Genomic DNA, 26,056 nt, shown 5'->3' with positions numbered 1-26,056 from the left:
TTGAAAGAGAATAATTTCTAGCATTTTATTTTCATAATTATTTAGAAGACATTTCGTTCTGAAATGTCTTCTTTTTTTACTTTCTCATACCTATAGCTTTTCCAATATTTCGATATTTAAATTGAAATTTGATAATGTCATAAAATAAGTAGAAGATAAGAATAGCAATTCCTAGGTATAAAGTTTTTATCTCCAATTTAAATAATGTATAAGCAATTCCTCCTACAATCCCGCCGAGCAAGAAAAATGAAATCACTAAAATTTTAAGCTTAATGGTGTATCTTAATTTTTTTTGAGCTTGTGGATCTTTGGTATAAAACAAAGAACTTAACTCTATTCCGAAATCTGTGAATAAGCCAGTAACATGTGTAGTTCTGATAACAGTACGTGAAATACGTGTAACATAAGCATTTTGCATTCCCATCGTAAATAGTAAAACGTGTGCAATGGCATTTGGATAATCCAAAAAATTAAAATAACTGGAAAATATAATGACACCTAAGAGTAAAACAACCTCAATCAAAATGGGAATTACAAAAACGTTTAATCTTTTTTCTTTCCAGAAGTGATGCAAGAGAATGCTTCCAAAAAAGGAACCTAGAAAGAAGAAGATAATATAAAGCAAAAAGTGGACTCCTTGCCAAATATTATTTTGGCTGAATTCATGAATAAAGAAACCAAAATGACCAGTTACGTTGGTTGTTAGCTTTCCTATTGCTAGTATTCCTACAATATTAACAATACCAGCTACAAAAGAAAAAGAGCCAGCCGTAATTACTTTATCCGGTTCTGTTCTGTTTCTTCCTTGGAATTGAAATAGACTTCTCAGAAACTTCATAATGGGTTCAAAAGATGAAATGCAAAGATAAACATTATATCAGTAATGCATTCCTAAACCTATTAAGCTCTCTTTTCATTTCTTTAATGTTACTATTAAAAGCAATTAACCCTACATCAGGAAATAATCATTTAAATGATTGATTTGTCTTTTGTAATTATAAAATTATTCTCTCTCCTTCTTTACTTACAATAATTCGTTTTACTCTCCGTCAATTATCCTCCACACACTATTAACTATATACTAAAAACACTATCTTTGTCGCAGAATTTTTAATCTTAATTTCTAAATAATGAGCTATACAGATTTATCCGAACTGGAAATTCAACGAAGAGAGACTTTACAAAAGATTCGTGAATATGGGATAGAACCTTATCCTGCAGCACTTTATCCTGTCCAAAATAAAGCTCAGGAGATTAAGCAAAATTACAAAGAAGACCAGGAAGTTGTGATTGCAGGACGATTAATGCGTCGTAAAATCCAAGGAAAAGCTGCATTCGGTGAGATTCAAGATAGCACAGGACGTATTCAGGTGTATTTTAATCGTGATGAACTATGCCCTGAAGATGATAGCTCTTTATACAACGAAGTATTTAAAAAATTCTTGGACCTAGGAGATTTCCTAGGAATTAAAGGAACATTATTTAAAACACAAGTTGGAGAAATTTCTGTAAAGGTGAAGGAGTTTACACTACTTTCTAAAGCGTTAAAACCACTTCCTCTACCTAAAACAGATACAGAAGGTGTGGTTCACGATGCGTTTACTGATCCAGAACAACGCTACAGACAACGTTATGTAGATTTAGTAGTAAACCCACAAGTTAAAGAAGTATTCATGAAAAGGATTAAGCTTTTCAATGCTATGCGTCAATTCTTTAACGATGCAGGATATTTAGAAGTTGAGACTCCTATCTTACAACCTATACCGGGTGGAGCAGCGGCAAGACCTTTTGAAACGCATCATAATGCTTTGGATATTCCACTTTATATGAGAATTGCTAATGAGCTGTATTTAAAGCGTTTAATTGTTGGTGGATTTGAAGGTGTTTACGAATTTGCTAAAAACTTCCGAAACGAAGGAATGGATAGAACACATAATCCTGAGTTTACAGGAATGGAAATTTATGTAGCCTATAAAGATTACAATTGGATGATGGATTTTGCCGAGAGATTGTTGGAACACTGTGCAATTGCTGTAAACGGAACTTCTAAAGCTACTTTTAACGGGCAAGAAATTGACTTTAAAGCTCCTTATAAACGTATTACTATGCGTGATTCTATCAAGGAATTTACAGGTTTTGATATTAAGGGAAAATCTGAAAATGAATTGAGAGACTTCTGTAGAAAAATTGGTATTGAAGTAAATGATACCATGGGTAAAGGGAAATTAATCGATGAAATTTTTGGTGAAAAATGTGAAGGAAACTATATCCAACCAACATTTATTACTGATTATCCCAAAGAGATGTCACCTCTTTGTAAATCACATAGAGATGATCCTGAATTAACTGAGCGTTTTGAGTTAATGGTGTGTGGAAAAGAAATTGCAAATGCTTATTCCGAGTTAAATGATCCAATAGACCAACGTGAGCGTTTTGAAGAACAAGTACGTTTGGCCGAAAAAGGTGATGATGAAGCTACTGGAATGATTGACTATGATTTCCTACGAGCTTTGGAATACGGAATGCCACCAACATCGGGTATGGGAATCGGTATGGATAGATTAGCTATGTTCCTAACTGATAATCAAGCTATCCAAGAAGTATTGTTCTTCCCTCAAATGAAACCTGAAAAATTCGGAGAGAAAAAAGGCCCCGAATTAACAGATGGAGAAAAAGCAATATTTGATATTCTCTCTAAAGAAAAAACGATGTCTCTAAACATGCTGAAAGAACGTTCAGGGTTGAGTAATAAACAATGGGATAAGAGCATCAAAGGTTTGGCGGCACATGGCTTAACAAAAGTTACCAAAACAGATTCTGATTTGATTGTTGAGGTTGTTGAATAGATTTTGAAATTCTTTTCCTTAAACAACCATTTTATCTCCGAAGATTTTATCTTTGAAGAAAAGAATCAATTGCCATGTTTTTAGAACAATTTCCTGAACATAGTACGCAACGCGGATGGATTGAAGTAGTATGTGGATCCATGTTTTCCGGGAAAACAGAAGAACTTATACGGAGATTGCGCCGTGTGGAATACGCAGGACTTCCTTTACTTTTAGTTAAACCTATCGTTGATAATAGATATAGTAAAGAAAAAGTCGTGAGTCATAGTGGACACAGTCTAGAATCCATTCAGGTAGCAAAAGCAGAAGATATTTTATCGCACTGGAAAGGCGAACGTATTGTGGGAATTGATGAAACCCAGTTTTTTGGAAATGAAATAGTCGATGTTGCTAATCAACTAGCAGGATGGGGGGTACGAGTGATTTGTGCCGGTTTGGATATGGATTTTACAGGGAAACCTTTTGGTCCTATTCCTTTGTTAATGGCCAATGCTGAATATGTCACAAAGGTTCATGCAATATGTGTTTCTTGTGGTAATTTGGCGCAATATTCACATCGAAAAACAAAACATACAGAACAGGTATTGGTAGGAGCTACGAGTGAATATGAACCGCTATGTCGGCTTTGCTATAATAAACATAAACAGTGAATCTTAACTTTTCTCATACAGAACTTGTCCATATTTTAGATGGAGCAGCCAAACAGATGCATGATGGGAGAATTGCCACGGTTTATTATGATACAAGGCTCATTCATCAGACAGAAGAAGCCGTATTTTTTGCCTTAGAAGGAAGGAAAGACGGACATACTTTCGTACAAAAAGCGTATGATAAAGGGATACGTAGCTTTGTGGTCAGTAAAGCAGTTTCTCTACCAGCAGATGCGACCATTATAGAAGTAAAAGATACACTCAGAGCCATCCAACAATTAGCCAAGCATCACCGCAATCAATTCTCGTATCCTGTTTTAGCAATAACAGGAAGCTTGGGTAAAACAACGATTAAAGAATGGTTATACTTTTTGCTTTCTGATGATTATACAGTGATTCGAAGTCCACGAAGCTTTAATTCACAACTTGGTGTAGCAATTTCCTTGTTGGAAATGGATGAAAAGCACGATTTTGCCATCATTGAAGCCGATATTTCCCATCCCAATGAGATGGAATTTATTGAAGACATGGTATCTCCGACTATAGGGATTTATACAGGAATTGGAAAATACTATGCAGACAATTTTGAGTCACAAGAACAACATGCAAGCGAGCATTTAAAATTATTCAAACACACCAACGTGACTTTTGCCTTGGCAAAGCATAAAAGTGAACTCAGACGCAATAAAATTGCCTTTGACTTAGTCGAAAATGGACAATGGGATGACGTAAATCTTTCTCAATTCTCGTATCCCGAAAATCGAAGATTAGCCTTACATGTTGCCCAATATTTAGGAGTGGATCGCAATATTCTTTTAAAGAAAGTTACTCAGCTTCCATCTTTGTCTAACCGCATGGAGGTGTTTGAAGGTATAGATAATAACCTCATCATCAACGATTCATATAATATTGATATGGATGCCTTGGAACAAGCACTTTCTTATCAGTTTTCTTCCAATGAAAGAACTGACAAAGTAGTTGTACTTGATTTTTCCTTTGTGAGTGAAGCACGAAAGCATGCTATTTTAGAGATTGTACAGGGTTATCATCCTAAAAAGACATTCATTATTGAAGAAAATAAAATTCCAAAAGAATTACTTGAGATAAAGAATGCAAGTATTTTATTTAAAGGCTCTTATAGATCGAATTTAAAAGATATTGTCTTACTTTTTAAGAACAGAAAGCACGAAACTTGGGTAGAATTTGACTTAAAGGCTATTCAAAATAACTTGCGTACCTTCCAATCCAAACTTCCGAAAAACACCAAAACATTAGCGATGGTAAAAGCATCATCGTATGGTGCGGGTGATATCAATATCCCACACTTCCTACAACAAGCTGGAATTGATTATTTGGGTGTTGCTTATGCGGATGAAGGGAGATTATTGCGAGAAAATGGAATAACCCTTCCCATATTGGTACTTAATACTGAAGGTGATGCCTTCGATGATATTGTGCAACATCAATTGGAACCTACCATTTATTCTTTTACTCAATTGGAACAACTTTGTAATTACCTAGAAAAAGAAAAGATTACAGATTTTCCTGTGCATGTGACATTCGAAACCGGAATGAATCGCTTAGGATTTAATCCTGAAGAAGCGTCTCAAGTGGTTGAAATCTTAAAATCCAAACCTGAAATTTCTGTGAAGGGTGTTTATTCCCATTTAGCAGATGCAGATAATTCTGATGAAACGTACACCCTTCATCAGATCGACATATTCAAAAAAATAAAGGCAATTTTCGAACAAGCATATACACATCAAATTCTCTTTCATATACTCAACAGCGAAGGTATTAGCAAGTTCGGAAATAGTGCCGCTTTTGATATGGTACGTCTGGGAATTGGTTTGTATGGTTATACCTCTACAGCTGAGAAAGATGAATTACTTCCGTCTGTTCGATGGATGACTACAATTTCTCAAATTCGAGAAGTTAAAGCAGGAGAAACGGTAGGATACAGTAGAACGTATCAAGCTACGCAAACTATGCGTGTTGCTACTATTCGGGTAGGTTATGCCGATGGATTTAGAAGGATTTTGAGTAATGGCGTGGGTGTGGTATATATCCACGGTCAAGCTTGTCCAGTTGTTGGAAATGTGTGTATGGATATGACCATGGTTGATGTTACGCATGTAGATTGTATAATTGGCGATGAAGTGGAACTTCTTGGTAAGCACATATCTATGCAAACTTTTGCTCAGAAATTAGGTACTATTCCTTATGAAGTTATGACGGGGATAAGTAAGAGAGTGTCTCGGATTTATTTGAGGTAGGGGGCCCGCATATTGCCAATACGATGTTGGCGGTTCGCTTTTTTGTCATTTTATTTTCTATAAACAAATGAGTTTTCAACATTAGTTATTGTCCGATACCAACTCTCGTCTTCAATAAAAAACAAGTCAAGAAGTTGGTCAATAGTTTCATTTTGCAATGCTGTTTGAACTGCATTAATTGTCGCTGTCTTTGCGTTGTCCGAATTTGTTGAAAGTTTAAACCCTAATACGAGGCTAAATTCATTATTTCTTGTCTGTCCGTATTGATAAACTTCTTGAATTGTGTCAATACGTTTAAATTGGTCTATAAGTTTTGAAATCACTCTCTGGTCTAATGGTCGGTTAGGTGTTCCTACTTGAACAGTCGTTTCTTCTTTTATTGTGTCCGTCTTGATATTTTCACGATTACGTTCTAACACGAACATAGTAGGCAAGTCGCTATTTATTACAATTCTTTCAATTAAATTTTCCTCGCAAAGTTTTAAAACGTCTTTTGAAGATAATGCAGTGTATTGTGTCGGTTTCTTTGCCCAACTTAACAATGCGTTTTCGTCTGTGAACGCACCTAAAACTTTCAGTCCGTCCAAGTTAAACACACAAGTAAGTTTTAGTGTAGTGCCTTTTTGAGCTGTTGTCCAAGTGTCCGAATTAGAGCCGTCATTTTCGGAAGGTAAAAGTAGAAATGAATTTCCGTTCATTAACTCTAAAACAACATTTTTGTAGGTGTCGCCTTGTCCATTTTGTTGTCTGTAAATTTCTAACAAATCAAACAGTCTGTTATTGTCTGGATTAGCTGTTGTTGTCTTTACTTTGTTGCTTCCAAAAAGTTTGTCAAATATTCCCATTGTAATTTTCTTGTTTCTTGGTGTCGTCCATAACGGTTCCACGGCTTGGCGAAGGCGGTATTTTAGCACTACCGTTGATGCGAAGAACCACACTTCAAATATAGCACAAAATTTCAATCGGAGACGGTTTGGCCTGCTTGCATATAGGTGATGTTGTGCGTTCGGTGTTCTTTTTCGTCCGTCTGTTTTTCGGTCGTTTTGGTCGTGCGGTAGGGCAGACACACTCTTTGCCAAGTTTTGGCTTGCGGGTCGGCTGGTGCGACTTGGCAATGTGTGTGGCTGTTAAGCGTTGGCATTTTATATCAAATTATATTTTTCACTTGGAGGAAATAGTAAGTCAAGTCCGCTTGGTTTGATTTTGAAAATGGGACCTTTCTCTACTACTTTTCCGTTTGTATTCCGTTTTATTAAATGGTCTAAAGTTATTATTCCTTGGTCAATAAGTATGTCAAACTGAGATGTAATTGGCTTTTTCGTGTGTTCTACCATTGAATATTGAAAATGCTCAATTCCGTCAATGTATGTACTTGTAGCTTCAACCCAGAAAGTTTCTTTGTGTTTTTCAAGTAGTCTGTTATGAAGTGTATTTAATGGCCAAACAACAAAGTCGCCAATTTCTGTTTTATCGGAGTTCTCAATTAACTGCTTAATATCAGAATCCAATTTTAAAGCAAGACCTTGAGAGTTTCTTGTTATGGCTGAAACTGTGCAATACAATTTGAAGTCGTCACCACGTTTGTAGCCAAATGCATCCAAAATTTCTGCTGAGCTTTTGAATTTGCTCAAAGTCCAGTCTGGAACCTGAGCAAATAAATTCTTTCTATTTGTTCTACTACTTCTGAAAGATTTAAGTTCGATTCCTTTGTAGTCTGGCTGTTTTGAAGAATTAATGTCAATTCCCAACGCAGTTTCAAGTGTTCGTCCAACGGATGTGTCGGCTGCAACCATTGACTTAATAGGACCTGAACTTGCAACTTTGCGAAGCATTGCCAAAAGTTCAAAAGCTATTTCAGTTGCTTTCCCACTAATCTCTAAAATCAGTTCTTTTAGAGGATTTGATATGTTTGAATTTAATAATGCTTCAACATTTAGTTGCGTGAGATTGAAAATGTGAAATGAGTCAGCAAAATAAATTATTGCAACAATGTCATTCGGATTTGCAACTTTAGTAAGTCCAGAAAACCAAATTCTTGGGTCTCCTTTTTTTGTTTGTGGTCTGTAAAGTGAGGCTGTTGAATTGGTTACTTTGAAATCTTCGTAAATGATAGCATTTATTTGAACCTTATTTTCAGGACCTTGTCCCTGCAAATCATAGTCGTGAATTTGGTTTTCCTTTAAAAAACTTCTTACAGAACCAGTTGCATCCATTATAGATTTTTTCAAACCTGTTTCTGTTGGTTCTATAAGTGTTAACGAAACTTGATTTTTGGTCAACAATTTTATTTTACTCTGTTCTTCCGATGTAAGTACTCTCATTTGATATTTTTTAAAATTTCCATTGCAATGGCTCTTGCCATTAATGGCGGAACAGCATTTCCAACTAAAGTATATTGAGGAACTTCAGTTTTTCTATTGTTGCCACCGGTTGAACGTTTCCCTTGAAACACAAAAGAATCATCAAATGATTGTAGTCTTGCCATTTCTCTAACTGTTAAAGCTCTGGGGGTTTTGTAATGAATATAGTCATCGGCTATGGTCATTACAGTTGGGCTTTGTGAGTCTGGATTTAATACGTTGTAGTTCCTTTTATTTGAAGTTAATCCACATTCTTCTAATTCGCATTGTGCCTTTTTGTAATCACCATTTTTTAAAATGATTTCGAGTCGTTTGATAACATCTTCGTTTTGATTACTCGTTTTGTGATTATTAAGTATGTCAAAATATTTTTCCCCTTTTTGAAGACCTTCAAAATTTCTAACGTAAAAGGGTTTGGTCTTAGGTTGATACCTTTCAATTAATCTTCCTTCTCTCGACCACTCTGAAAATGATTTTCCAATCTTCGGATTTTCTTTTCCATCAACTGTTCGTTTTCTTAAAAGGCTTTTCATTTTTTCAGCCGTTCCGTTGAACTGCTTTGAAATATCAACTAACTCATAATGATGAGCTTCTTCATTATTGCCAATGAAGTCAAGGTCATACAAAGCTTCAAATACAGTAACCTTTTCATTTTCCTTGACTGTTGCAGGAATTTCAGAAATGAATTTTTGGTCTTTACGGCAACCTATAAACAAAACTCTTTCTCTATTTTGAGGCACACCGTAATTTGATGAATTAGCAACGAATGGCTTTTCAATTTTGTATAGTCTAATGCTGTCCAAAATTCCTTTCAAAGCCGATTTTTCTTTGCTGTCTGTAAGATTTAATAAAATGTCAACTGTTTCATCAAATGATGATGTGTAAATTTTGAGTGCTGTGGTTATGTCTGAACAGTCTTTTTTGTATGTGCTTGGAACTTTTAATTCATTGAAAGAATTTTCAATTTGTTCAATAACATTTTCTGAACTGATGTGAGTTAGAAACGATGTAAATTGTCCAACAAAAGCATCACTGTCAATATTACAATGGTCTTTTTCTTTAATGATGTCACGTTTTAATTTTTCCCATTCTTTTGTCCGTGCCAGAATATTAAAACCGTGTCGAATCGTATTTATTCTGTGGTCGGTTTTACTGGTCTTGTAGTCTGCAATTTTGGGAGTTAGTTGTTTGAAACGATTATCTACAAACTGAATGAACTGCTCTCTTCCACTTTCAATTTCCGCTTCTCTTAGTGTTTCAATTTCAACACGTTTGATAATGCATTCAAGAATAAAACTGTTGTTGTTCGATTTCATTTTTCTGATAAACGAAACCAAAACAGGTATTTCTTTCGTGTCAACAATTGAGTTGATTTCTTGAATTATCAAATCTTTGATTTTGCCATCTTCTTTGGTCAGAATACCTTTTACATTCTCCATTATGAAGTATTTAGGCTGTAAAACTTTTATGACTTCCAGATAATGAAAAAATAGGTCGTCTTTTTTGTCGAACTTTTTTCTTTTTCCTGCCAAACTGAAACTCTGGCAAGGAGGACCACCACAAACTACGTCTATTGTTTTGTTACCAATTTTTTTAAGGAAATTGTCTAAAAAATCAGGCTCAGTAATGTCTTGTCTTAGAAATTCGGCATTTAAACCTAATTGATGGTTGTATCTTACAATATGTGTTAGTTCACAATTTTCATTGATGTCGCTTGCTGCAATAAAATCAAAATACTTGTTGTTGTACTCTGCTTGTAAAAAACCTTCACTAAAACCACCTGCCCCAGCGAAAAGGTCAACAAATGTGAATGGTTTACCGTAAAGTGAAATTTGTTCTTTTACAATGTTTACGGAATGACTGTCTTTGTAACTGTCAATGTGCTGATTAAGAATGTCTTTTATTTCTTCTTGGGTGTATGTTCGTTTGTTTGAATGATGCAAAAGTTCGTCTGCCCGTTCATTAAGATAATTTAGATAATGGTTGATTTCAATTACGTCATAAGTCTGTCCCTTAGCACGTTGTTTTTGTTTGTCAAAAAGTTCAGGAGCAATTTTCCGTCCAGTAGCTAGTTTTATTTGTGTCCCAGAGCAATTAATTCTAAGGTGAATGGGAGCTTGTCCTTTTTTGTCTGGTTTGTCGAGATAGAAATTTATTGTTGCCATATTTACGGACGATTTTGCGTACACGGACAAATTTACGGACAATTTTTAAATCATCAACCAAAAATTATCAACTTTCTGTCGTGCGGTGGCAAAAAATGGCTCTTTTGGTTTTTTGAGCGTTGGCTCGTGTGTCGGCAAAAACCAAATGTGCCATTTGTGGATCGGCTGTCTTTTTACACTGACGCACAACGTTTCCGACGCCTGCCGCTGGGCGGATTTTTGCGTTAAATGTTAATACGAAGATAATACTTTTTTCTTAACATAAATGCTTAAACGAAGCGATTAAACCGCCTTGCGTGCAGACGGCGTCCTATGTTTGTAAAAGTATTAAATTAGTAATATATAAATCAGAGATATTTGAAAGAACAAGGAGGTAGAATAAGGTAGACGGACGGCGTAAGCTTCGAGCTTGACTAACATGATTATCCCTACCTCCTTCTTATCCAAAAGTCGAACAGTTTTATTGAACCTTTTAGAGTTCGTATTAGGATCGCAGACTTCCGATAAGATTGTTCTCTCTTTTTTCTCTTAAACAAAAATAATAAAATGAAGGAAGAATCAAGAAAAAAGTATTGCGGAATTGATGTTTCAGCTGATACACTAGATATTCTGTATATGTGTGCGATGAATGCAATGCAGAATAATCGATCTTGCAAAGAACTTTATCAACGATTAATTTCAAAAGGAAAGAATGGAAAAGTAGCAATAATTGCTGTTTGTAATAAACTTTTAAAACAGGTTTTTGGGTGTGTAAAAAATGGAATTCCGTACGATGATAATTATGGAAAGAGTTTTGTGTAAAATGTTTGGTTTTTTACACAGTTCATGTTAGCGGTAGTTATTTCTCTTTATCAATTTCTAAATTTTTTATATCATATTTTAGTTCAAAAGTGTAAGGAATTTTTACGTCAATTGAGTCGTTGATTTTTATTTGAATTTCCTTATTGATTGAATACGTGTCTTTAATTTTATTTTGTTTAGTAAAGTAACTAACGCATATTGTCATAATGAAAAATGAAACAAACAATATAATACCATTTCTAATCAACGTGAATGACGCATATGTGTAATTCGATAGTTGAATATTGATTAAATCGTTTTGCTGTTTGCTTTGTATCAATTCTGTTAAAAAATCTTCTTCTGATTTGTTTGTATGTAATTTGAAATTATTTTCAATTACTTCTATTTTGGTTTGAATTATGTGAAATTTTCTAATATTCAGTGTTTGTATTGCTCTAATTGTTCCTTCGACAAAAAATAAAATACTTAACCCCAAAATAATTAAAGCAATAATTTGATAAATGTTTATTTCAAGAGAATTTAGATAATTTAATGAAAAAGTAATTGCAGTAATTGAAACTGTAATAATAAAGAGAAGTGATTTAGCTTTATCCTCAATTATCTTTTTTCTGTCGTGTTGTGTTTTTAAATCTTCTTTGACTTGTTTTATGTATTTTGAATACAGTGGTTTTTCCTCTGTTTTAATGTCAGATAAATCCACGCCAAATTCTATTTGAGCTTCATAGTCTTTAGCAATTTTATTATTTGCACGAGCTGCATAGAACCCAGGGAAAATATGCTGTTTTATGAAATATATTATTGGATTTTCTCGCTTAGACATTTGTTAAGGAATTTACAATTAGTTTATCAAAATTATATCCTGTATTCTTCTGCAACCACGACCATTCCCCAGTCGGATTGATTTCTATGAAGTAGTATTCATTATTGTGAAGAACTAAATCAATCGCACCAAAATTCAAGTTTAATTTTTTTGTGTAATTAATGCAAAATTCGCGTACATCTTTTGGTAAGTCAAAAATGAGATAAGTTAATTCGTCTTTATATCTTCTCCAATCTTCGTCAATGTCTTTGTCGCTTATAATTTTTATAGCTACAACTTCATTCTCCACTACGGTTACTCTGATGTCAATTTTAGGGACTAAGCCTTGTTGTATAAAAAACGGGGAAGTATATCTCACCTCTTCTAATTCATTTTTTTTGTAAATTTCAGTATAAACAAAACCTTCATTTTCACCATTACTAACGATAGCTGTGTCTATTGACTTTATTGCTTGAAAATCAAAGTCAGAATTTAATGTAACATTTGAAATCGTTGTCTTTGGAATCTTAATTCCCAATTCGTTTGCGATGAATAATTGATATGGTTTTATTTCTGCTTTGTATATATCTGTTGGATTGTTAAACCATTTGACGTTTTCAAAAACACACAAAGAGCGAACGAAAGCCGCCCACTGTGTCCTAATTAATTGTTCTTCTTCCGATAATCCTTCTTGAAAAATGTCTCTAAGAAATGTTGGAGCTCGATAATAAATCGATTTTAAATGTTCGGTAGAAATTGTAAAAGAATAATCGTTATAGGATGCTTTTATTTCGGGTTTTATTGGATCAAATTCAATAGTGTAATCTTTTAATTCATCACGATTTATTCTGATGAAGTCAATTCCTTGATTAGCCAACTCTACAGCAATAAAGTCTGTAGAAAAGTCGAAACGATTTGATATTAGCAATACCTCTGGGAACTTCATTATTGTCCTTTTTGGTCTTCACCAGTTTCTACATCCTCTTTTTTTGTACCCAATGCTTTGAAGTCTTTTGCAAAAATTAGAAACGATTTGTCTATATTGCTGACCCACGCACCAAGCAAACTGTTAAATGAAAAACCTTTTGGATCTTCAATTCTCTTTCTCTGTTTATATTTCAGAGCCTTTTGTAATAAAATGTGTTTCATAATATTTTTTGTTTATTGTCCTTTGTTGTCTTCACCTGTTTCTACGTCAAATTTTTTTGTCCCTTGGGCTTTGAAATCTTTCGCAAAAATCAAAGGTAGTTTATCTTTGACGTTAAACCAAGCGCCTAAAATAGAATTGTAAACGTAGCCCTTAGGTGGATTTATGTCTTTACGTTTTTTATATTCAAATGCTCTGTTTAAAAGTATATGTCTCATTATCTCGAATATTTCATTTATAATTACCGCTTACTTATAAATACAGATTTACCGTACAATTTCACATACCCTTTGTCGCATTTGTACGAAAAGTCCATTTTTTTATTACTCAAATATAATGTTTACGGTTTAAAAAACAAACATGAGGCAAGAGCCTTTTTAAATCATCAAACGAACTTATATTCAGCAGAATATCGCTATAACTCATAGTCTTATCACTCCAATGCAAACCATACGCAGAAGAGATTATTGATTTATTTTTGTATATCTAAACGAGTTATCTAAAATAATTCTAAATAGCCTAATTGAGGACAATGAGAGCAATAAACTATTACATTTGTTAAAATCAAAAAAAATCGATTTAATAGAAATATAAAAGTTATGAGTAAACCTAGTTTTTTTAAGTCATCTATTGGAAGAAAAGTTGCGATGTCCTTATCCGCAATCTTCCTGATGATATTTTTATTACAACATTTGGCAATCAATATTACAGCGGCATGGAGCCCGGAATTATTCAATGAATTATCTCATTTTATGGGGCACAATCCATTAGTCCAGTATATTGCTCAGCCAATTTTGGTATTTGCAGTCGTTTTTCACTTTGTAACAGGAATAATCTTGGAGCGAAAAAATCACGCTGCACGTCCAATTAAATATGCAAAATATAATGGAGCTGCTAATTCTAGCTGGTTTTCTCGTCACATGGGACCAACAGGATTAGTAATTTTAGTTTTCTTAGGATTACATTTATATGATTTCTTTTTTCCTGAAATCAATTCAAAATATATTGCAATGGATCCAGCAGATCCAAACAGATATTACCCACATTTAATTGGTAAATTCCAAGATCCAATCCGTGTAGTAATTTACGCTCTTGGGTTTGTTTCCTTATCGTTACACTTAATGCATGGATTTGGTTCTGCTTTCCAGTCTCTTGGACAGAATAACAAATACATTGATGCATTGAAAAAATTTGGAAAAGCTTATGCAATCTTGGTTCCACTAGGATTCATCGTATTAGGACTTATACTTCACTTTAAAGGTTAAAATAGTAGAGAGATGGCAGAATTAAATTCAAACATACCAGCAGGTCCATTAAAAGATAAATGGACAAATCATAAAAACAATATTCGATTAGTAAACCCTGCAAACAAAAGAGGTATTGACGTTATCGTGATTGGTACAGGGCTAGCAGGAGGTGCTGCTGCAGCTACTTTAGCCGAATTAGGATATAAAGTAAAAGCATTTTGTTTTCAAGATTCTCCTCGTAGAGCGCACTCTATTGCTGCTCAAGGAGGTATTAACGCAGCTAAAAATTACCAAGGTGATGGTGACTCAATTTACAGATTGTTTTATGACACTGTAAAAGGAGGAGATTACCGTTCCAGAGAATCTAACTCTTGGAGATTGGCGGAGGTATCTGCAAATATTATAGACCAATGTGTAGCACAAGGGGTTCCTTTTGCTCGTGAATACGGAGGTTTACTTGATAACCGTTCTTTTGGAGGAGTACTTGTTTCTAGAACTTTCTATGCAAAAGGTCAAACAGGACAGCAATTGTTACTTGGTGCTTATGCAGCTATGAACCGTCAGATCGGAAAAGGAAAGATCGAAATGTATAACCGTCATGAAATGCTAGATGTGGTAATCGTGAATGGTAAAGCAAGAGGTATTATAGCGCGTGATTTAGTAACAGGTAAAATCGAAAGACACGGAGCTCATGCAGTTGTTGTAGGATCTGGTGGATACGGAAACGTTTTCTTCCTTTCAACAAATGCAATGGGAAGTAATGGTTCTGCTGCTTGGAAAATACACAAAAAAGGAGCTTACTTTGCAAACCCTTGTTATACTCAGATTCACCCTACATGTATTCCTGTTTCTGGAGATCATCAATCTAAATTAACATTGATGTCTGAATCATTAAGAAACGACGGAAGAATCTGGGTTCCTAAGAAAATGGAAGACGTGGAAGCTATCCGTAATAAAACCAAGAAACCAGTTGATATTCCTCATGAAGATAGAGACTATTACTTGGAAAGAAGATATCCTTCATTTGGAAACTTAGTTCCTCGTGACGTTGCTTCTCGTGCAGCAAAAGAAAGATGTGATGCTGGATATGGAGTCAATGCAACTGGTCAGGCTGTATTCTTAGATTTTGCTTCTGCTATTGAAAGATACGGAAAGGAACAAGCGCATATCCAAGGATTGGATGAGAATGATAAAGCAATTGTTACCAAATTAGGAAAACAAGTTATTGCCAATAAATATGGTAACCTATTCCAGATGTACGAGAAAATCGTAGATCAAAACCCGTATGAAACACCGATGATGATTTATCCAGCGGTTCACTATACGATGGGTGGTATTTGGGTTGATTATAACTTAATGACAACTATTCCTGGTTTATATGCTATTGGAGAAGCAAACTTCTCTGATCACGGAGCAAACCGTTTAGGTGCTTCTGCTTTAATGCAAGGATTAGCAGATGGTTACTTTGTTTTACCTTATACTATTGGTGATTACTTAGCTGATGAAATTCGTACAGGTAAGATTTCTACTGATACTCCTGAGTTCGAACAAGCAGAGAAAGACGTGGTGGAAAGACTTGAGAAATTCATCAATAACAAAGGAACTAAATCAGTAGACTCTTTCCATAAACGACTTGGTCACATCATGTGGAACAAAGTAGGTATGGCTAGAAATGAAAAGGGTCTAACAGAAGCTATCGAAGAAATTAAAGCTCTTCGAGAAGAATTCTGGAAAGATGTAAAAGTACCAGGAGGAAGATTTGAATACAATGAAGAACTGGCCAAAGCAGGTCGTGTAGCAGATTTCCTTGAATTAGGTGAGTTAATGGCAAAAGATGCTTTAGTAAGAACTGAGTCATGCGGTGGTCACTTCAGAGAAGAATCACAATCTGAAGAAGGAGAAGCACAAAGAGATGATGCTAATTTCTTCCACGTTGCGGCTTGGGAATACACTGGAGTACCTAGTGAAGCTATCTTACACAAAGAGCCATTGGCTTACGAAGAAATCGAAGTAAAAACAAGAAGTTATAAATAGTAAAAGAAGTGTTTGGATAATATTCAAACGTCACCATAAAATTTAAAGATATGGATTTAACATTAAAAATTTGGAGACAAAAAAATGCTGACGATAAAGGAAAGATGGTTGATTACCCAGTTAAAGGTATTTCACCTGATATGTCTTTCCTTGAAATGTTAGACGTTTTAAATGAAGAATTAGTAAATAAGGACGAAGAGCCTGTTGCATTCGATCATGATTGCCGTGAAGGTATTTGTGGAATGTGCTCTTTATATATCAACGGAGAGCCTCATGGACCAGATAAGGGAATTACAACTTGTCAGTTACACATGAGACATTTCCACGATGGAGAAACAATTTATATTGAACCATTTAGAGCAAAAGCTTTCCCTATTATTAAAGATTTAATCGTAGATAGAAGTGCTTTTGACAGAATTCAACAAGCAGGTGGATTCATTTCTGTAAATACCTCTGGTAATACACAAGACGCGAATGCTATTCCAGTAAATAAGCACGATGCGGATTTAGCTTTTGATAATGCAACATGTATTGGTTGTGGAGCTTGTGTTGCTGCTTGTAAAAACAGTTCTGCTATGTTATTCGTATCGGCTAAGATTTCTCAATTTGCTGCACTGCCACAAGGTAAAGTAGAAGCTGAGAAGAGAGCTTTAGATATGGTTCATCAAATGGATGTGGAAGGATTTGGTAACTGTACCAATACCGGAGCATGTGAAGCAGAATGTCCAAAAGGAATTACCTTGAGTAGTATTGCAACTATGAACCGTGAGTTCATTAAAGCAAGTGCTTCTACAAAGCAATAAGATATTCCCTACTACAAAGGAATCTTTATAAAGACTATCTCATTGAGATAGTCTTTTTTTTATCAATTCAGATTATTCAAAAGAAAATATCTCCATCTATCTCCCTAACCAGAGACTTGGATTTAGCTGTATCACAGAGTTTTCAGTTACTTGATGTATCTCAAAGTGAGAAACGGAGATAGCACCTGTAGGAAGTAGAGAGCCTATCGGAGTTCTAGTGTCAACTTTACTTCCTTTCGTAACATATACTTCTTGTAGATTAGAATATACCGTACGATAATTACCATGTTTAATAATTACTACTTTTCCTGCACCAGGAATAGTGATTACACTAGTAACTTCTCCTTTAAATACTGCCAACACATTTGCATTTTTGGAAGTACTGATGTCGATACCATTATTTTGAGTTGTAACATTCTCTAAAGTAGGATGCGGATTTTTTCCATAGTTAGAAGTGATAGTTCCGCTCTTAACCGGCCAAGGGAGTTTTCCCTTATTGGAGGCAAAATCTTTTCCAGCTAATTCATTCTCTGCAATAAGAGGGAAAGTCGGAGTAACCACAGGTTTCTCTGAGCCAGCAGGATCTGTTTTGTCTTTTGAATTTTTTGCCTCTTCTGCTTTTCTGCGAGCCTCTTCTGCTTTTCTACGTGCTTCGGCTTCCTTTCTTTCTTTCTCAATACGTGCCCTTTCAGCAGCAATCTCTTTTTGAATAGCAGCAGCAATTTCCTGTTCTAACCGGGCATTTTTACGTTCTTTTTCTTGTAATTCTTGTAATAACTTATCTTTTTGCTCTTTAAACTTCTGATAGATGAGTTCCTTTTCTTTCTTAGATTCCACTATTTCGGCGCGTTCCTTCTTCTTATCAGCCGATAAGTTTAGTAATTCCTTCTTCTCTGCTTCCAATTCCGTAATCTCCTTACGTAGTAATTCTTGATTCTGAGCAATTAAACGCAATTGTTTCTTTTGAATTTCTTGAAATTTCTCTAAGTATATCTTACGTTTTACAGCTTCTTCAATAGAGCCAGCACTAAAAATATACATTAAGTCGCCGAATTTATCACGTTTTTTATAAGCATACAAAAGTAACTCAGCATATTGTTTCTTTAATTTAGTAATCTCTGCATTTAGCTCTTGAATACGTGCTTCCTTTTCAGTAATCTTTAATTCAGAACCCCGAATTTGATTGTCAATATTGCGTATTAATTTCTCACGAAATTCTACCTGACGTTCAATTAACTTTACTTCTTCTAAAGATAAGTCTGTGCTCTTTTTTGACTTTTCAAGTAAGACTTTTGTATTCTCAATTTGTTTTTTTAAAGCATCTTGCTCTTTCTTAAGTCGCTGAGAACCAGATTGTGACATTGCTGTATTGAAAGCAATGAAAGAGAGCATGAAAAAGAAAATTATTTTATTGGCAGCGCTCATACTTTTCTGGGATTACTAAAAATAAAGTTACTGGTTCATTGATGGAACTCTTACCATACTTAAATTCAATGAAGGTTTCTCCTCTCGGAGTTCGAATTGTAATTTCTCCCTGTTCAGGTATGTCAAACCCTTGCATTTGCATACGGTTACCATATTTAATTTCAATAGTGCTTGTATCTCTTGGACTTTCAATAACTGTTCTTTCCAAACGAGATATTTCCTTATCTAAATAGTAGCGTATTACAAGATCTTCTTTTTTCAAAGCTTCTTTGATAGATAAATCTGAAGTAGAAACCACATAATTATACGGGTCATTTACTAAATAATAATCCTTTGAATTATCCCAATCGATAGGCATTCCTAAAATAATCTCTTCAATATTACTATGTTTAAAATTCACATTAAATTGTCTCTTAAAAAAATCCATCGTTTCTTTCATATAACAATTCTTTCGCTTATCCACCAGAGTTAGCGTATCTGGCGTAATCACAGTGTTATAAATAGGAATATTAGCAAACGTTACGGTAGCTTGAAGTGCTGAATCAGTTTTCATTTTAACAGATGTCTTAAAAGAAATATCTTGATCCTTGTCTTTATACCGTGTACTTAATTTTGTAGAAAAATAGAGCGGACGTTTACTCGCTAGATTCTGTAACTTAGTTAAAATAACGCTATCCTGAATTTTAGGTAAATGATCTTTTGTTTCTTCTTGTACAAGCTTATTACTTCCACATGATACCAATAACAAAGCAAAAAGAAGAAGGGAGAAATGTTTATTTAACATATATCGAATCATATAATTTTTCATCATTAATCTTTTTACTTAGATTTAGATTTCGGCAATGCTTACTAAGCGCTGTCTCCCATAAGGTAACTGCCTTTTTAACATCACCAGACAGGAAATACATATCTCCTAATAAATCATATAAATCAGCATTATTAAATGTTTTTTCCACAATTCTTTCTAAGGATTTAATACCATTTTTATAATCCTTTATTGCTATATTATATAAACCTTCTGTGTAGAAAAAATCTTGTGTTTTATCAGTATCTGCAATACTATTTAGCATTTCTGGAATTACTTCTAATGCAATTCCTGTTTTGGCAAGTGTTTTTGCATAAATTAATTTAGCAATTGGATTTGGATGGATACTCAAGGCTTGTTCAAAATTGACAATCCCTTGCTTATAGTTTTTCCTATAAAAATCAATTTCACCCTTCCGAGCCATTAAAACAGCTTTATCCGAGTTGTTTTTTATACAATAAATTAATCCTGCTGTAACCAAATCTTCAGCTTCATCGAGATGTTTATTATGGAGAGCGCCTTCCGAAGCAAAATAATATAATGATGGGATGCTCGGAAATAATTCTAACGCTTTATTTCCATCTTCATATAAAGCTTCATATTCTTTAAATTCTGATTCAAAAGCCAATGTTCGATACCATATATCAAAATTTGATTTATCTAACGTAATCGCTTTTCTAAAGTAAGTTAGTGCTTCATCAGAACGATTTTCATAAATCAAATTTACACCATAAGCTATATTTACCAAAGCATCATCTGAGTGCTTATCATATAAGATATTTACCGCATTTTTAACAACTGGGTCATTATCTCCCTTGATATCTCTCAATTCATCTAACACATAGAATTTATGTTCGACACTTACATCATCGCTTTTTAAAATACGGGGAGATATTTGGATAAATTTATCAATATAATTCAATTGCAGGTAATTTCCGGCTAATACGAATAGTGCGGCGCCATTGGTAGAATCTTTGGCTACTTCTTTCTCAAAAAGTGCAATTGCTTTATCTTTTTGCCCTTGTTGTTCATAAAATGAAATAATCTTTTGAATTATTTCCGTATCGTTTGGGTTTTCATTTTGCAGTTGTAATAAGATTTCCTCAGACTTCTTTGGGTTTTTTAATTCGATATACAAATCAGCCTTCATAAAAGACAATTCAGGGATAATGCCTGCAATATCTTCAAGTTTATTAATTTGATCAATTGCTTTTTTGTATGATTTATTATAAATCAAAACATTGCAATAGAAATAGATATAATCAGGATTACGAGGTTCACGTTCACATAAATCCTTATACAGGCGCTCAGCTTCAACAAAATCAGATTTGATGAACTGAGCTTGCGCTAATAATTCAAGATAAGTAATATTGGAAGGGTCTATGTTGTAGGCTTGTTGAAAATATGCAACAGCTTGTGTAAGATTATTCTCTTTACGAGCTATCTTTCCTAGTGCAAAATAAACAGCATCGTCATTTTTATTTTCACGTAAACAGGCTTCAAATAATTTTTTTGCTTCTGAAGTATTTCCCTTGAGTTTTTCTCGTAAGGCTTGATGAAATCTATCAATATAGGGATAGTTTTTAGAGGAAAGTACAGCAACATCAGATTTTGCTTCTTCTTTTAGTTTCTTCTCTTTTGATTTTTGAGAAATTGCGCAAGAAGCAAAAACACTCAAGATTAATATAACTGCAAAAATTTTCTTCATCAAACGTCAATTGAGGTATAATCTCCAATACTTAAAATCTGTTGTTTACCACTTGTATGCACATGATTTCCAACCATAGAATCCTTCAAATTAATATTTATAATTATGGTATCCGCCTGAATAATAGAATTGGTAATGATACTATTATCAATAGAAGTTTCATCTCCTAACGAAACGTGTGGACCGATAATACTATTGTTTATCATCACATTTTTACCAATAAAACAAGGAGGAATAATGATACTATTATTAATTTTTGCTGAATCATCTATCAGTTCTTTCCCTTTATCAAGATCAAATTCTAAAATACGTTGGTTAGCAATCACAGTAACATTTTTATTTCCACAATCTAACCACTCAAGCACTTTGCCAGGACGAAATATTTTACCTTTCTCAGTCAATCTCCTTAAAGCATCAGGCAATTGATATTCTCCTCCTTTTATAATATTATTATCAATTAAATATTCCAATTCGTTGCGTAACTCTTTCCCTTCTTTGAAGTAATAGATTCCAATCATAGCAAGATCGGAAACTGGTTCTTGTGGTTTTTCCACAAAATCTACAATTACACCATTTTCGTTTGTGATTACAACCCCAAAAGCACTTGGGTCATCAATTTGTTTTACCCACAGAATTCCATCATCTTCTGGGTTAATTTTAAAATCTGCCTTGAACAAGGTATCTGCAAATGCAACAACAACAGGTCCTTCCAACTTTTCTTTTGCACACAACACCGCATGAGCAGTTCCAAGTGGTTGATCTTGATAAAAGATACTTCCTTTGGCTCCCAGTTTTTCGGCAACTTGAATTAATTCTTTTTCAATCTTTTCCCCAAAATCACCAACTACAAATGCTATCTCATCAATCGGTTCACTACAAATTTCTGCAATATCCTCTACCAAACGGTGAACAATAGGTTTTCCCCCTACCGGAACAAGCGGTTTGGGAACTGTTAATGTATGTGGACGTAAACGGGAACCACGGCCCGCCATCGGAACTATAATCTTCATTTCAAATTTTATTTTTTACCTGTACTACCAAATCCACCTTCACCTCTTTCAGTTTCTGAAAGAACCTCTACTTCTAGCCATTGTGCTTGTTCAAACTTAGCGAATATCATTTGAGCAATTCTATCACCATCTTCAATTATAAAATCGTCATTAGAAAGGTTAATCAAAATCACACAGATTTCACCTCTGTAGTCCGCATCAATAGTTCCTGGAGTATTTAAAACAGTAACTCCTTTTTTAAGAGCCAAACCACTCCTAGGTCGTACTTGAGCCTCATATCCTACAGGAATTTCAAGAAAAAGACCTGTTTTGACTAAGGTTCTTTCTAAAGGTTTAAGTGTAATAGTTGTATCTATATTAGCACGTAAATCTACACCTGCAGATGCACTCGTTTCATATTGCGGCAAATCATGCTTAGATCGATTGATAATGTTTACTTTCATGAATAATCGTAGTTATTTAATTAAATAAGTATTCTAAAACTTCAAAAATAAGTCTTTTTTGTGAGATTGTGACCGTAAAAATAAATAGCAATAAACAGAGAAATGTTTATTATTTCTTATGTTGGGATTGAATATACTCATCCACCACTTTCGAAAAATACAAATGCTCTACTTTTAACACCTTTTGTTGAATCATTTCAGGAGTATCTTCTGGAGCTATTTCTACTTTATGTTGGTATAAGGTTTTACCCTTATCGTATAACTCATTCACAAGATGAATGGTGATGCCTGATTCTTTTTCCTGATTTTCATATACAGCTTTATGTACATTCATTCCGTACATTCCTTTACCTCCATAATTGGGTAAAAGAGCAGGATGTATATTTATAATTTGCTCAGGATAAAAATGAATCAAATCCACGGGGATTTTACGTAAATATCCTGCTAAAACGATATAATCTATCCCGTTTAAGTGCATTAAATCTGTAAGGAACTCACCATCATTCGCTTGATCATTTGTGATGATTTCTTGTGGCACCAAGTCTTTTGATTTTTCTAAAATGCCAGCATTCGGGTTATTAGTCACTAAAAGTGCAATTTCACTATACGCATTCTCCTTAAAATGGTCTATCATTTTAAGGGCATTGCTACCACTACCGGAAGCAAAAATGGCAATTCGTTTTTTCATGTTTATTCTTAGCGAAAATTAGCTGGTCTTTTTTCAACGAAAGCAGTTGTACCTTCTACAAACTCTTCGGTACCGAAACAATTTCCGAATTCTTCAATTTCTTTCTCAAATCCATTCACGCCATCTGTATAGTTAGCATTAACCGCACGAATGGCACATGAAATGGCTGTTCCCGAGTTCTTACATATTTTTCCTGCTATTTTCTCTGCTAAAGCAAGTAGTTCTGCTTGTGGAACCACATGATTTACTAAGCCCCATTCTTTGGCTTCTTCAGCTGAAATCATTCCGGCAGTCATAATCATTTCCATCGCCTTTCCTCTTCCAACTAATTGAGCCAAACGTTGAGTTCCTCCATAACCAGGAATTACACCTAGGGATACTTCTGGTAAACCTAATTTAGCATTATCGGATGCTACACGAATATGCGAAGCCATAGCTAATTCTAATCCTCCACCAAGTGCAAATCCATTGACCGCAGCTATAACAGGTGTACTTAAATTTTGTACAAAATCAAATAATTTTTTTTGTCCTTGTACAGCTAAATCTTTTCCTTGTGCAATATCAAAATCTGCAAATTCTTTAATATCTGCGCCAGCAACAAAGGATTTCTCCCCACTTCCCGTTAAAATAATTACACGTGTTCCAGCATCTTTATCAGCCGAGTCTAAAGCATCGTGTAATTCTTGAATTGTTGCCTTGTTTAATGCATTTAACTGATTAGGTCTATTAATCGTAATTACCTGGATTCTTTCCTTTTGTTCTACTAATATATTTTCGTAACTCATCTCGTTTATTTTTGCTAAAATACGTAAAAAGTAAAGTTTACTTCTCTTTTTTTAATACTTCCACCGCTTTTTCAATATCCTTATCCCTTTGATTAAAAATATAAAAAGCACCATTCTCCAACCATCTCTGACGAGCAATTTCTGCCTTTAAATCTGTTTTAATTCGTTGCAAAGAATGTTGATAATCATTTCTAAAGAGGGAAATACTAAATTTCTTGCTAGCAAATGCCACAAAATCATCTAATATCTTTTGAGAAACCACAAAACGCTTATCAAAATCAACTAGATTAGTATATTGATTCAAATTATTTTTTCGTACATAAGCATACGAAAATTCATTAAAAGCATTCGCATATTTAAGACGACGGTAATAACTCGAATAATCTAATGTATCAAGAGGTACAAAAATGTCTGGCATAATTCCACCACCTCCATATACAACCTTACCCTTCGGGGTCGTATATTTTAGAGAATCAACAAAAAGAGAACTATCTAATTTATACAATTCACCACTTTCATATCGATTAACCTCATCCATTAAATATTCTTCATACGTTCCATTACTATATGGTTTTTGTATGCTTCTTCCTGTTGGTGTATAATATCGTGAAATAGTGAGTCTAAGATCACTACCATCTTTTAATTGAATATCTTGTTGAACTAACCCTTTTCCAAAAGAACGACGTCCAATAATAGTACCACGGTCATTATCTTGAATGGCACCAGCAACAATTTCACTAGCAGAAGCAGAATTTGTATTAATAAGTACCACTAAATTTATATCTTTTAAGAAAGGTTGACTTTGTGCATAGATGATTTCTTCTGGAGTATTTTTACCTTTGGTAGATACAATCTTAGCTCCTTTTGGTAAAAAGGCTTCCAGAATAGAAACAGCGCTACTCATTACTCCTCCTCCATTATAACGCAAATCTAAAATCAGACTTTTCATCCCTTGACTTTTCAGATTTGATGCGGCTAAATAGAATTCATTCGCAGAAGTCAAACTAAACTGTGTCAATTGCATATAAGCAATATCTTCCGTCATCATATATGCTGCGTTCAAAGAAGTAATAGGAACATTTCCTCGTATAATTGTTTTTTCGAACGTTTGATTTTTGCGTTTAATCTGAACTGTTACCTTACTTCCTACCGTTCCCTTTAATAATTCACGCACTCGGTCGTTGGAAATTTTAACTCCTGCAATATTTTCACCATTAACCTCTATAATTTGGTCAAATTTCTGGATTCCTTCACGTTCAGATGGAGAATTTTCTATCACATTTACTACATTCAAAGTATCATCAAACACAGTAAAGCGAATTCCAACGCCACCAAACTGACCTTGTATGCTTTCCGTCATCTCTTTCAAATCACGTGCAGCTATATAGTTGGAGTGTGGATCTAAATTATGTAAAAGTTCTGAAACCGTTTTCTCAAATAAATCATCTTTATTAATCGAATCCACGTAATTCTTATCAATAATATCAAATATATCTGCTAGTTTCTTTCCATATTTATCATTTTCACCTCCTATGAGTGGACTTTTACCTTTATTGAGGAATAAACCCAGCATCATTCCAAAAATTAAGAATAAAGCTGCCACAAGAGGAACAAGTGTCTTACGTGAATTATTCATCAATATTTTCAATTTGGTCAACAGTAATTCCTGACATTCTTAAAAATTCTACACCCGAAATATCTTTATAATCACGAATGTAAACAACCCGCACTATTCCAGCCTGTAAAATTAACTTGCTACATTCTTTACAGGGTGACATTGTTAAATAAAGCGTAGCATCTTTTGCATTATGCGTAGAACGCGCTACTTTAAGAATAGCATTTGCCTCGGCATGTAAGACGTACCAAAATGTTTTATTCTCATCATCTTCACAGCAGTTGTCAAAACCAGATGGAGTTCCATTATAGCCATCAGAAATAATCATCCCATCCTTTACGATAAGAGATCCCACCTGTTTTCGTTGACAATGAGATAATTTTGCCCATGTTTCTGCCATACGTAAATAGGCTTTGTCATATCTTAATTGCTTTTGTTTATCCATTATT

The 26,056-nt window shown here is 34.3% G+C and carries 24 protein-coding genes; 7 read left to right on the top strand and 17 right to left on the bottom strand.

The genetic code is table 11. From position 1 onward, the window contains the following. Nucleotides 1-76: 76 nt before the first annotated feature. Nucleotides 77-838, bottom strand: coding sequence for a DUF1275 domain-containing protein (locus tag M9897_00950; GenBank protein MCO5267447.1), 762 nt, complete (start codon nucleotides 836-838; stop codon nucleotides 77-79). Between the two features lie 292 nt (nucleotides 839-1,130). Here M9897_00950 and lysS point away from each other — a divergent pair, with 292 nt between their 5' ends. From lysS to alr, 3 genes are all read left to right on the top strand, one after another. Continuing rightward, the gene (lysS, locus tag M9897_00945) at nucleotides 1,131-2,846 is read left to right on the top strand and encodes a lysine--tRNA ligase (protein ID MCO5267446.1); all 1,716 of its coding nucleotides are present in this window, start codon (nucleotides 1,131-1,133) and stop codon (nucleotides 2,844-2,846) included. Between the two features lie 74 nt (nucleotides 2,847-2,920). Then, the gene (locus tag M9897_00940) at nucleotides 2,921-3,496 is read left to right on the top strand and encodes a thymidine kinase (protein MCO5267445.1); all 576 of its coding nucleotides are present in this window, start codon (nucleotides 2,921-2,923) and stop codon (nucleotides 3,494-3,496) included. Further along, nucleotides 3,493-5,772 carry an alanine racemase gene (gene alr, locus M9897_00935; GenBank protein MCO5267444.1) on the top strand — a complete coding sequence of 760 codons (2,280 nt, stop codon included), beginning with the start codon at nucleotides 3,493-3,495 and terminating at the stop codon, nucleotides 5,770-5,772. Before M9897_00940 ends, alr begins: the two co-directional genes overlap by 4 nt. Before the next feature lie 50 nt (nucleotides 5,773-5,822). Here the strand turns inward: alr and M9897_00930 are convergent, their stop codons facing one another. From M9897_00930 to M9897_00920, 3 genes are all read right to left on the bottom strand, one after another. After that, complete coding sequence (locus tag M9897_00930) at nucleotides 5,823-6,617, bottom strand: SseB family protein (protein ID MCO5267443.1); 795 nt, start codon at nucleotides 6,615-6,617, stop codon at nucleotides 5,823-5,825. Nucleotides 6,618-6,914: 297 nt separating this feature from the next. Continuing rightward, on the bottom strand, nucleotides 6,915-8,093 hold the full coding sequence (locus tag M9897_00925; GenBank protein MCO5267442.1) for an MvaI/BcnI family restriction endonuclease: 1,179 nt from the start codon (nucleotides 8,091-8,093) through the stop codon (nucleotides 6,915-6,917). Then, a complete protein-coding gene (locus M9897_00920) occupies nucleotides 8,090-10,297 on the bottom strand; it encodes a DNA cytosine methyltransferase (GenBank protein MCO5267441.1) in 2,208 nt (735 codons plus the stop codon). The genes M9897_00925 and M9897_00920 overlap by 4 nt, the downstream gene beginning before the upstream one ends. Nucleotides 10,298-10,843: 546 nt before the next feature. On the opposite strand from M9897_00920, the gene M9897_00915 reads away from it, so the two are divergent. After that, complete coding sequence (locus M9897_00915) at nucleotides 10,844-11,098, top strand: hypothetical protein (GenBank protein ID MCO5267440.1); 255 nt, start codon at nucleotides 10,844-10,846, stop codon at nucleotides 11,096-11,098. A 37-nt stretch (nucleotides 11,099-11,135) separates the two neighbouring features. Here M9897_00915 and M9897_00910 read toward each other — a convergent pair whose 3' ends face one another. Genes M9897_00910 through M9897_00895 form a run of 4 tightly spaced genes read right to left on the bottom strand, consistent with a single transcriptional unit; the run spans nucleotide 11,136 to nucleotide 13,262 of the window. After that, nucleotides 11,136-11,918 carry a hypothetical protein gene (locus tag M9897_00910; GenBank protein MCO5267439.1) on the bottom strand — a complete coding sequence of 261 codons (783 nt, stop codon included), beginning with the start codon at nucleotides 11,916-11,918 and terminating at the stop codon, nucleotides 11,136-11,138. After that, complete coding sequence (locus M9897_00905; GenBank protein ID MCO5267438.1) at nucleotides 11,911-12,843, bottom strand: hypothetical protein; 933 nt, start codon at nucleotides 12,841-12,843, stop codon at nucleotides 11,911-11,913. The genes M9897_00910 and M9897_00905 overlap by 8 nt, the downstream gene beginning before the upstream one ends. Continuing rightward, nucleotides 12,843-13,046 carry a hypothetical protein gene (locus M9897_00900; protein MCO5267437.1) on the bottom strand — a complete coding sequence of 68 codons (204 nt, stop codon included), beginning with the start codon at nucleotides 13,044-13,046 and terminating at the stop codon, nucleotides 12,843-12,845. Before M9897_00900 ends, M9897_00905 begins: the two co-directional genes overlap by 1 nt. Nucleotides 13,047-13,058: 12 nt before the next feature. Further along, nucleotides 13,059-13,262, bottom strand: coding sequence for a hypothetical protein (locus M9897_00895; GenBank protein ID MCO5267436.1), 204 nt, complete (start codon nucleotides 13,260-13,262; stop codon nucleotides 13,059-13,061). Between the two features lie 381 nt (nucleotides 13,263-13,643). On the opposite strand from M9897_00895, the gene M9897_00890 reads away from it, so the two are divergent. Genes M9897_00890 through M9897_00880 form a run of 3 tightly spaced genes read left to right on the top strand, consistent with a single transcriptional unit; the run spans nucleotide 13,644 to nucleotide 17,128 of the window. After that, a complete protein-coding gene (locus M9897_00890) occupies nucleotides 13,644-14,309 on the top strand; it encodes a succinate dehydrogenase cytochrome b subunit (GenBank protein MCO5267435.1) in 666 nt (221 codons plus the stop codon). 12 nt (nucleotides 14,310-14,321) lie between these two features. Further along, nucleotides 14,322-16,325, top strand: coding sequence for a fumarate reductase/succinate dehydrogenase flavoprotein subunit (locus M9897_00885; protein MCO5267434.1), 2,004 nt, complete (start codon nucleotides 14,322-14,324; stop codon nucleotides 16,323-16,325). A 50-nt stretch (nucleotides 16,326-16,375) separates the two neighbouring features. Further along, the gene (locus M9897_00880; GenBank protein MCO5267433.1) at nucleotides 16,376-17,128 is read left to right on the top strand and encodes a succinate dehydrogenase/fumarate reductase iron-sulfur subunit; all 753 of its coding nucleotides are present in this window, start codon (nucleotides 16,376-16,378) and stop codon (nucleotides 17,126-17,128) included. 96 nt (nucleotides 17,129-17,224) lie between these two features. Here M9897_00880 and M9897_00875 read toward each other — a convergent pair whose 3' ends face one another. The 9 genes from M9897_00875 to M9897_00835 form a co-directional block, all read right to left on the bottom strand. After that, the gene (locus M9897_00875; GenBank protein ID MCO5267432.1) at nucleotides 17,225-18,520 is read right to left on the bottom strand and encodes a peptidoglycan DD-metalloendopeptidase family protein; all 1,296 of its coding nucleotides are present in this window, start codon (nucleotides 18,518-18,520) and stop codon (nucleotides 17,225-17,227) included. A gap of 16 nt (nucleotides 18,521-18,536) precedes the next feature. Beyond that, nucleotides 18,537-19,361 carry a DUF4292 domain-containing protein gene (locus M9897_00870; protein MCO5267431.1) on the bottom strand — a complete coding sequence of 275 codons (825 nt, stop codon included), beginning with the start codon at nucleotides 19,359-19,361 and terminating at the stop codon, nucleotides 18,537-18,539. Beyond that, the gene (locus M9897_00865; GenBank protein ID MCO5267430.1) at nucleotides 19,327-21,066 is read right to left on the bottom strand and encodes a tetratricopeptide repeat protein; all 1,740 of its coding nucleotides are present in this window, start codon (nucleotides 21,064-21,066) and stop codon (nucleotides 19,327-19,329) included. Before M9897_00865 ends, M9897_00870 begins: the two co-directional genes overlap by 35 nt. Next, entirely contained in the window at nucleotides 21,066-22,076 is a 1,011-nt protein-coding gene (locus tag M9897_00860; GenBank protein MCO5267429.1) for a sugar phosphate nucleotidyltransferase, read from the bottom strand. Before M9897_00860 ends, M9897_00865 begins: the two co-directional genes overlap by 1 nt. An 8-nt stretch (nucleotides 22,077-22,084) precedes the next feature. Next, nucleotides 22,085-22,519 (bottom strand): dUTP diphosphatase, encoded by a 435-nt coding sequence (gene dut / locus M9897_00855; GenBank protein MCO5267428.1) that lies wholly within the window; start codon nucleotides 22,517-22,519, stop codon nucleotides 22,085-22,087. A 109-nt stretch (nucleotides 22,520-22,628) separates the two neighbouring features. Beyond that, the gene (locus M9897_00850) at nucleotides 22,629-23,207 is read right to left on the bottom strand and encodes a phosphoribosylglycinamide formyltransferase (protein MCO5267427.1); all 579 of its coding nucleotides are present in this window, start codon (nucleotides 23,205-23,207) and stop codon (nucleotides 22,629-22,631) included. Between the two features lie 8 nt (nucleotides 23,208-23,215). Then, entirely contained in the window at nucleotides 23,216-23,992 is a 777-nt protein-coding gene (locus M9897_00845; protein ID MCO5267426.1) for an enoyl-CoA hydratase-related protein, read from the bottom strand. Between the two features lie 37 nt (nucleotides 23,993-24,029). After that, on the bottom strand, nucleotides 24,030-25,628 hold the full coding sequence (locus M9897_00840; protein ID MCO5267425.1) for a S41 family peptidase: 1,599 nt from the start codon (nucleotides 25,626-25,628) through the stop codon (nucleotides 24,030-24,032). Continuing rightward, nucleotides 25,621-26,052 (bottom strand): dCMP deaminase family protein, encoded by a 432-nt coding sequence (locus M9897_00835; protein MCO5267424.1) that lies wholly within the window; start codon nucleotides 26,050-26,052, stop codon nucleotides 25,621-25,623. Before M9897_00835 ends, M9897_00840 begins: the two co-directional genes overlap by 8 nt. Nucleotides 26,053-26,056 lie beyond the last annotated feature (4 nt).

Origin of the sequence: Brumimicrobium sp. (assembly GCA_023957385.1) — a bacterium.
In the GTDB taxonomy this organism is placed as follows: Bacteria; Bacteroidota; Bacteroidia; order Flavobacteriales_D; family Crocinitomicaceae; genus Brumimicrobium.
This window is presented reverse-complemented; position numbering and strand designations above follow the sequence as displayed.

Coding starts and splice junctions, on each gene's coding strand:
- M9897_00885 (MCO5267434.1), top strand. CDS start 14,322: ATGGCAGAATTAAATTCAAACATACCAGCAGGTCCATTAAAAGATAAA.
- lysS (MCO5267446.1), top strand. CDS start 1,131: ATGAGCTATACAGATTTATCCGAACTGGAAATTCAACGAAGAGAGACT.
- M9897_00925 (MCO5267442.1), bottom strand. CDS start 8,093: ATGAGAGTACTTACATCGGAAGAACAGAGTAAAATAAAATTGTTGACC.
- M9897_00900 (MCO5267437.1), bottom strand. CDS start 13,046: ATGAAACACATTTTATTACAAAAGGCTCTGAAATATAAACAGAGAAAG.
- M9897_00845 (MCO5267426.1), bottom strand. CDS start 23,992: ATGAGTTACGAAAATATATTAGTAGAACAAAAGGAAAGAATCCAGGTA.
- M9897_00860 (MCO5267429.1), bottom strand. CDS start 22,076: ATGAAGATTATAGTTCCGATGGCGGGCCGTGGTTCCCGTTTACGTCCA.
- M9897_00940 (MCO5267445.1), top strand. CDS start 2,921: ATGTTTTTAGAACAATTTCCTGAACATAGTACGCAACGCGGATGGATT.
- M9897_00895 (MCO5267436.1), bottom strand. CDS start 13,262: ATGAGACATATACTTTTAAACAGAGCATTTGAATATAAAAAACGTAAA.
- M9897_00890 (MCO5267435.1), top strand. CDS start 13,644: ATGAGTAAACCTAGTTTTTTTAAGTCATCTATTGGAAGAAAAGTTGCG.
- M9897_00840 (MCO5267425.1), bottom strand. CDS start 25,628: ATGAATAATTCACGTAAGACACTTGTTCCTCTTGTGGCAGCTTTATTC.
- M9897_00950 (MCO5267447.1), bottom strand. CDS start 838: ATGAAGTTTCTGAGAAGTCTATTTCAATTCCAAGGAAGAAACAGAACA.
- M9897_00915 (MCO5267440.1), top strand. CDS start 10,844: ATGAAGGAAGAATCAAGAAAAAAGTATTGCGGAATTGATGTTTCAGCT.
- M9897_00905 (MCO5267438.1), bottom strand. CDS start 12,843: ATGAAGTTCCCAGAGGTATTGCTAATATCAAATCGTTTCGACTTTTCT.
- M9897_00880 (MCO5267433.1), top strand. CDS start 16,376: ATGGATTTAACATTAAAAATTTGGAGACAAAAAAATGCTGACGATAAA.
- M9897_00865 (MCO5267430.1), bottom strand. CDS start 21,066: ATGAAGAAAATTTTTGCAGTTATATTAATCTTGAGTGTTTTTGCTTCT.
- M9897_00910 (MCO5267439.1), bottom strand. CDS start 11,918: ATGTCTAAGCGAGAAAATCCAATAATATATTTCATAAAACAGCATATT.
- M9897_00920 (MCO5267441.1), bottom strand. CDS start 10,297: ATGGCAACAATAAATTTCTATCTCGACAAACCAGACAAAAAAGGACAA.
- M9897_00850 (MCO5267427.1), bottom strand. CDS start 23,207: ATGAAAAAACGAATTGCCATTTTTGCTTCCGGTAGTGGTAGCAATGCC.
- dut (MCO5267428.1), bottom strand. CDS start 22,519: ATGAAAGTAAACATTATCAATCGATCTAAGCATGATTTGCCGCAATAT.
- M9897_00835 (MCO5267424.1), bottom strand. CDS start 26,052: ATGGATAAACAAAAGCAATTAAGATATGACAAAGCCTATTTACGTATG.
- M9897_00930 (MCO5267443.1), bottom strand. CDS start 6,617: ATGGGAATATTTGACAAACTTTTTGGAAGCAACAAAGTAAAGACAACA.
- M9897_00875 (MCO5267432.1), bottom strand. CDS start 18,520: ATGCTCTCTTTCATTGCTTTCAATACAGCAATGTCACAATCTGGTTCT.
- M9897_00870 (MCO5267431.1), bottom strand. CDS start 19,361: ATGAAAAATTATATGATTCGATATATGTTAAATAAACATTTCTCCCTT.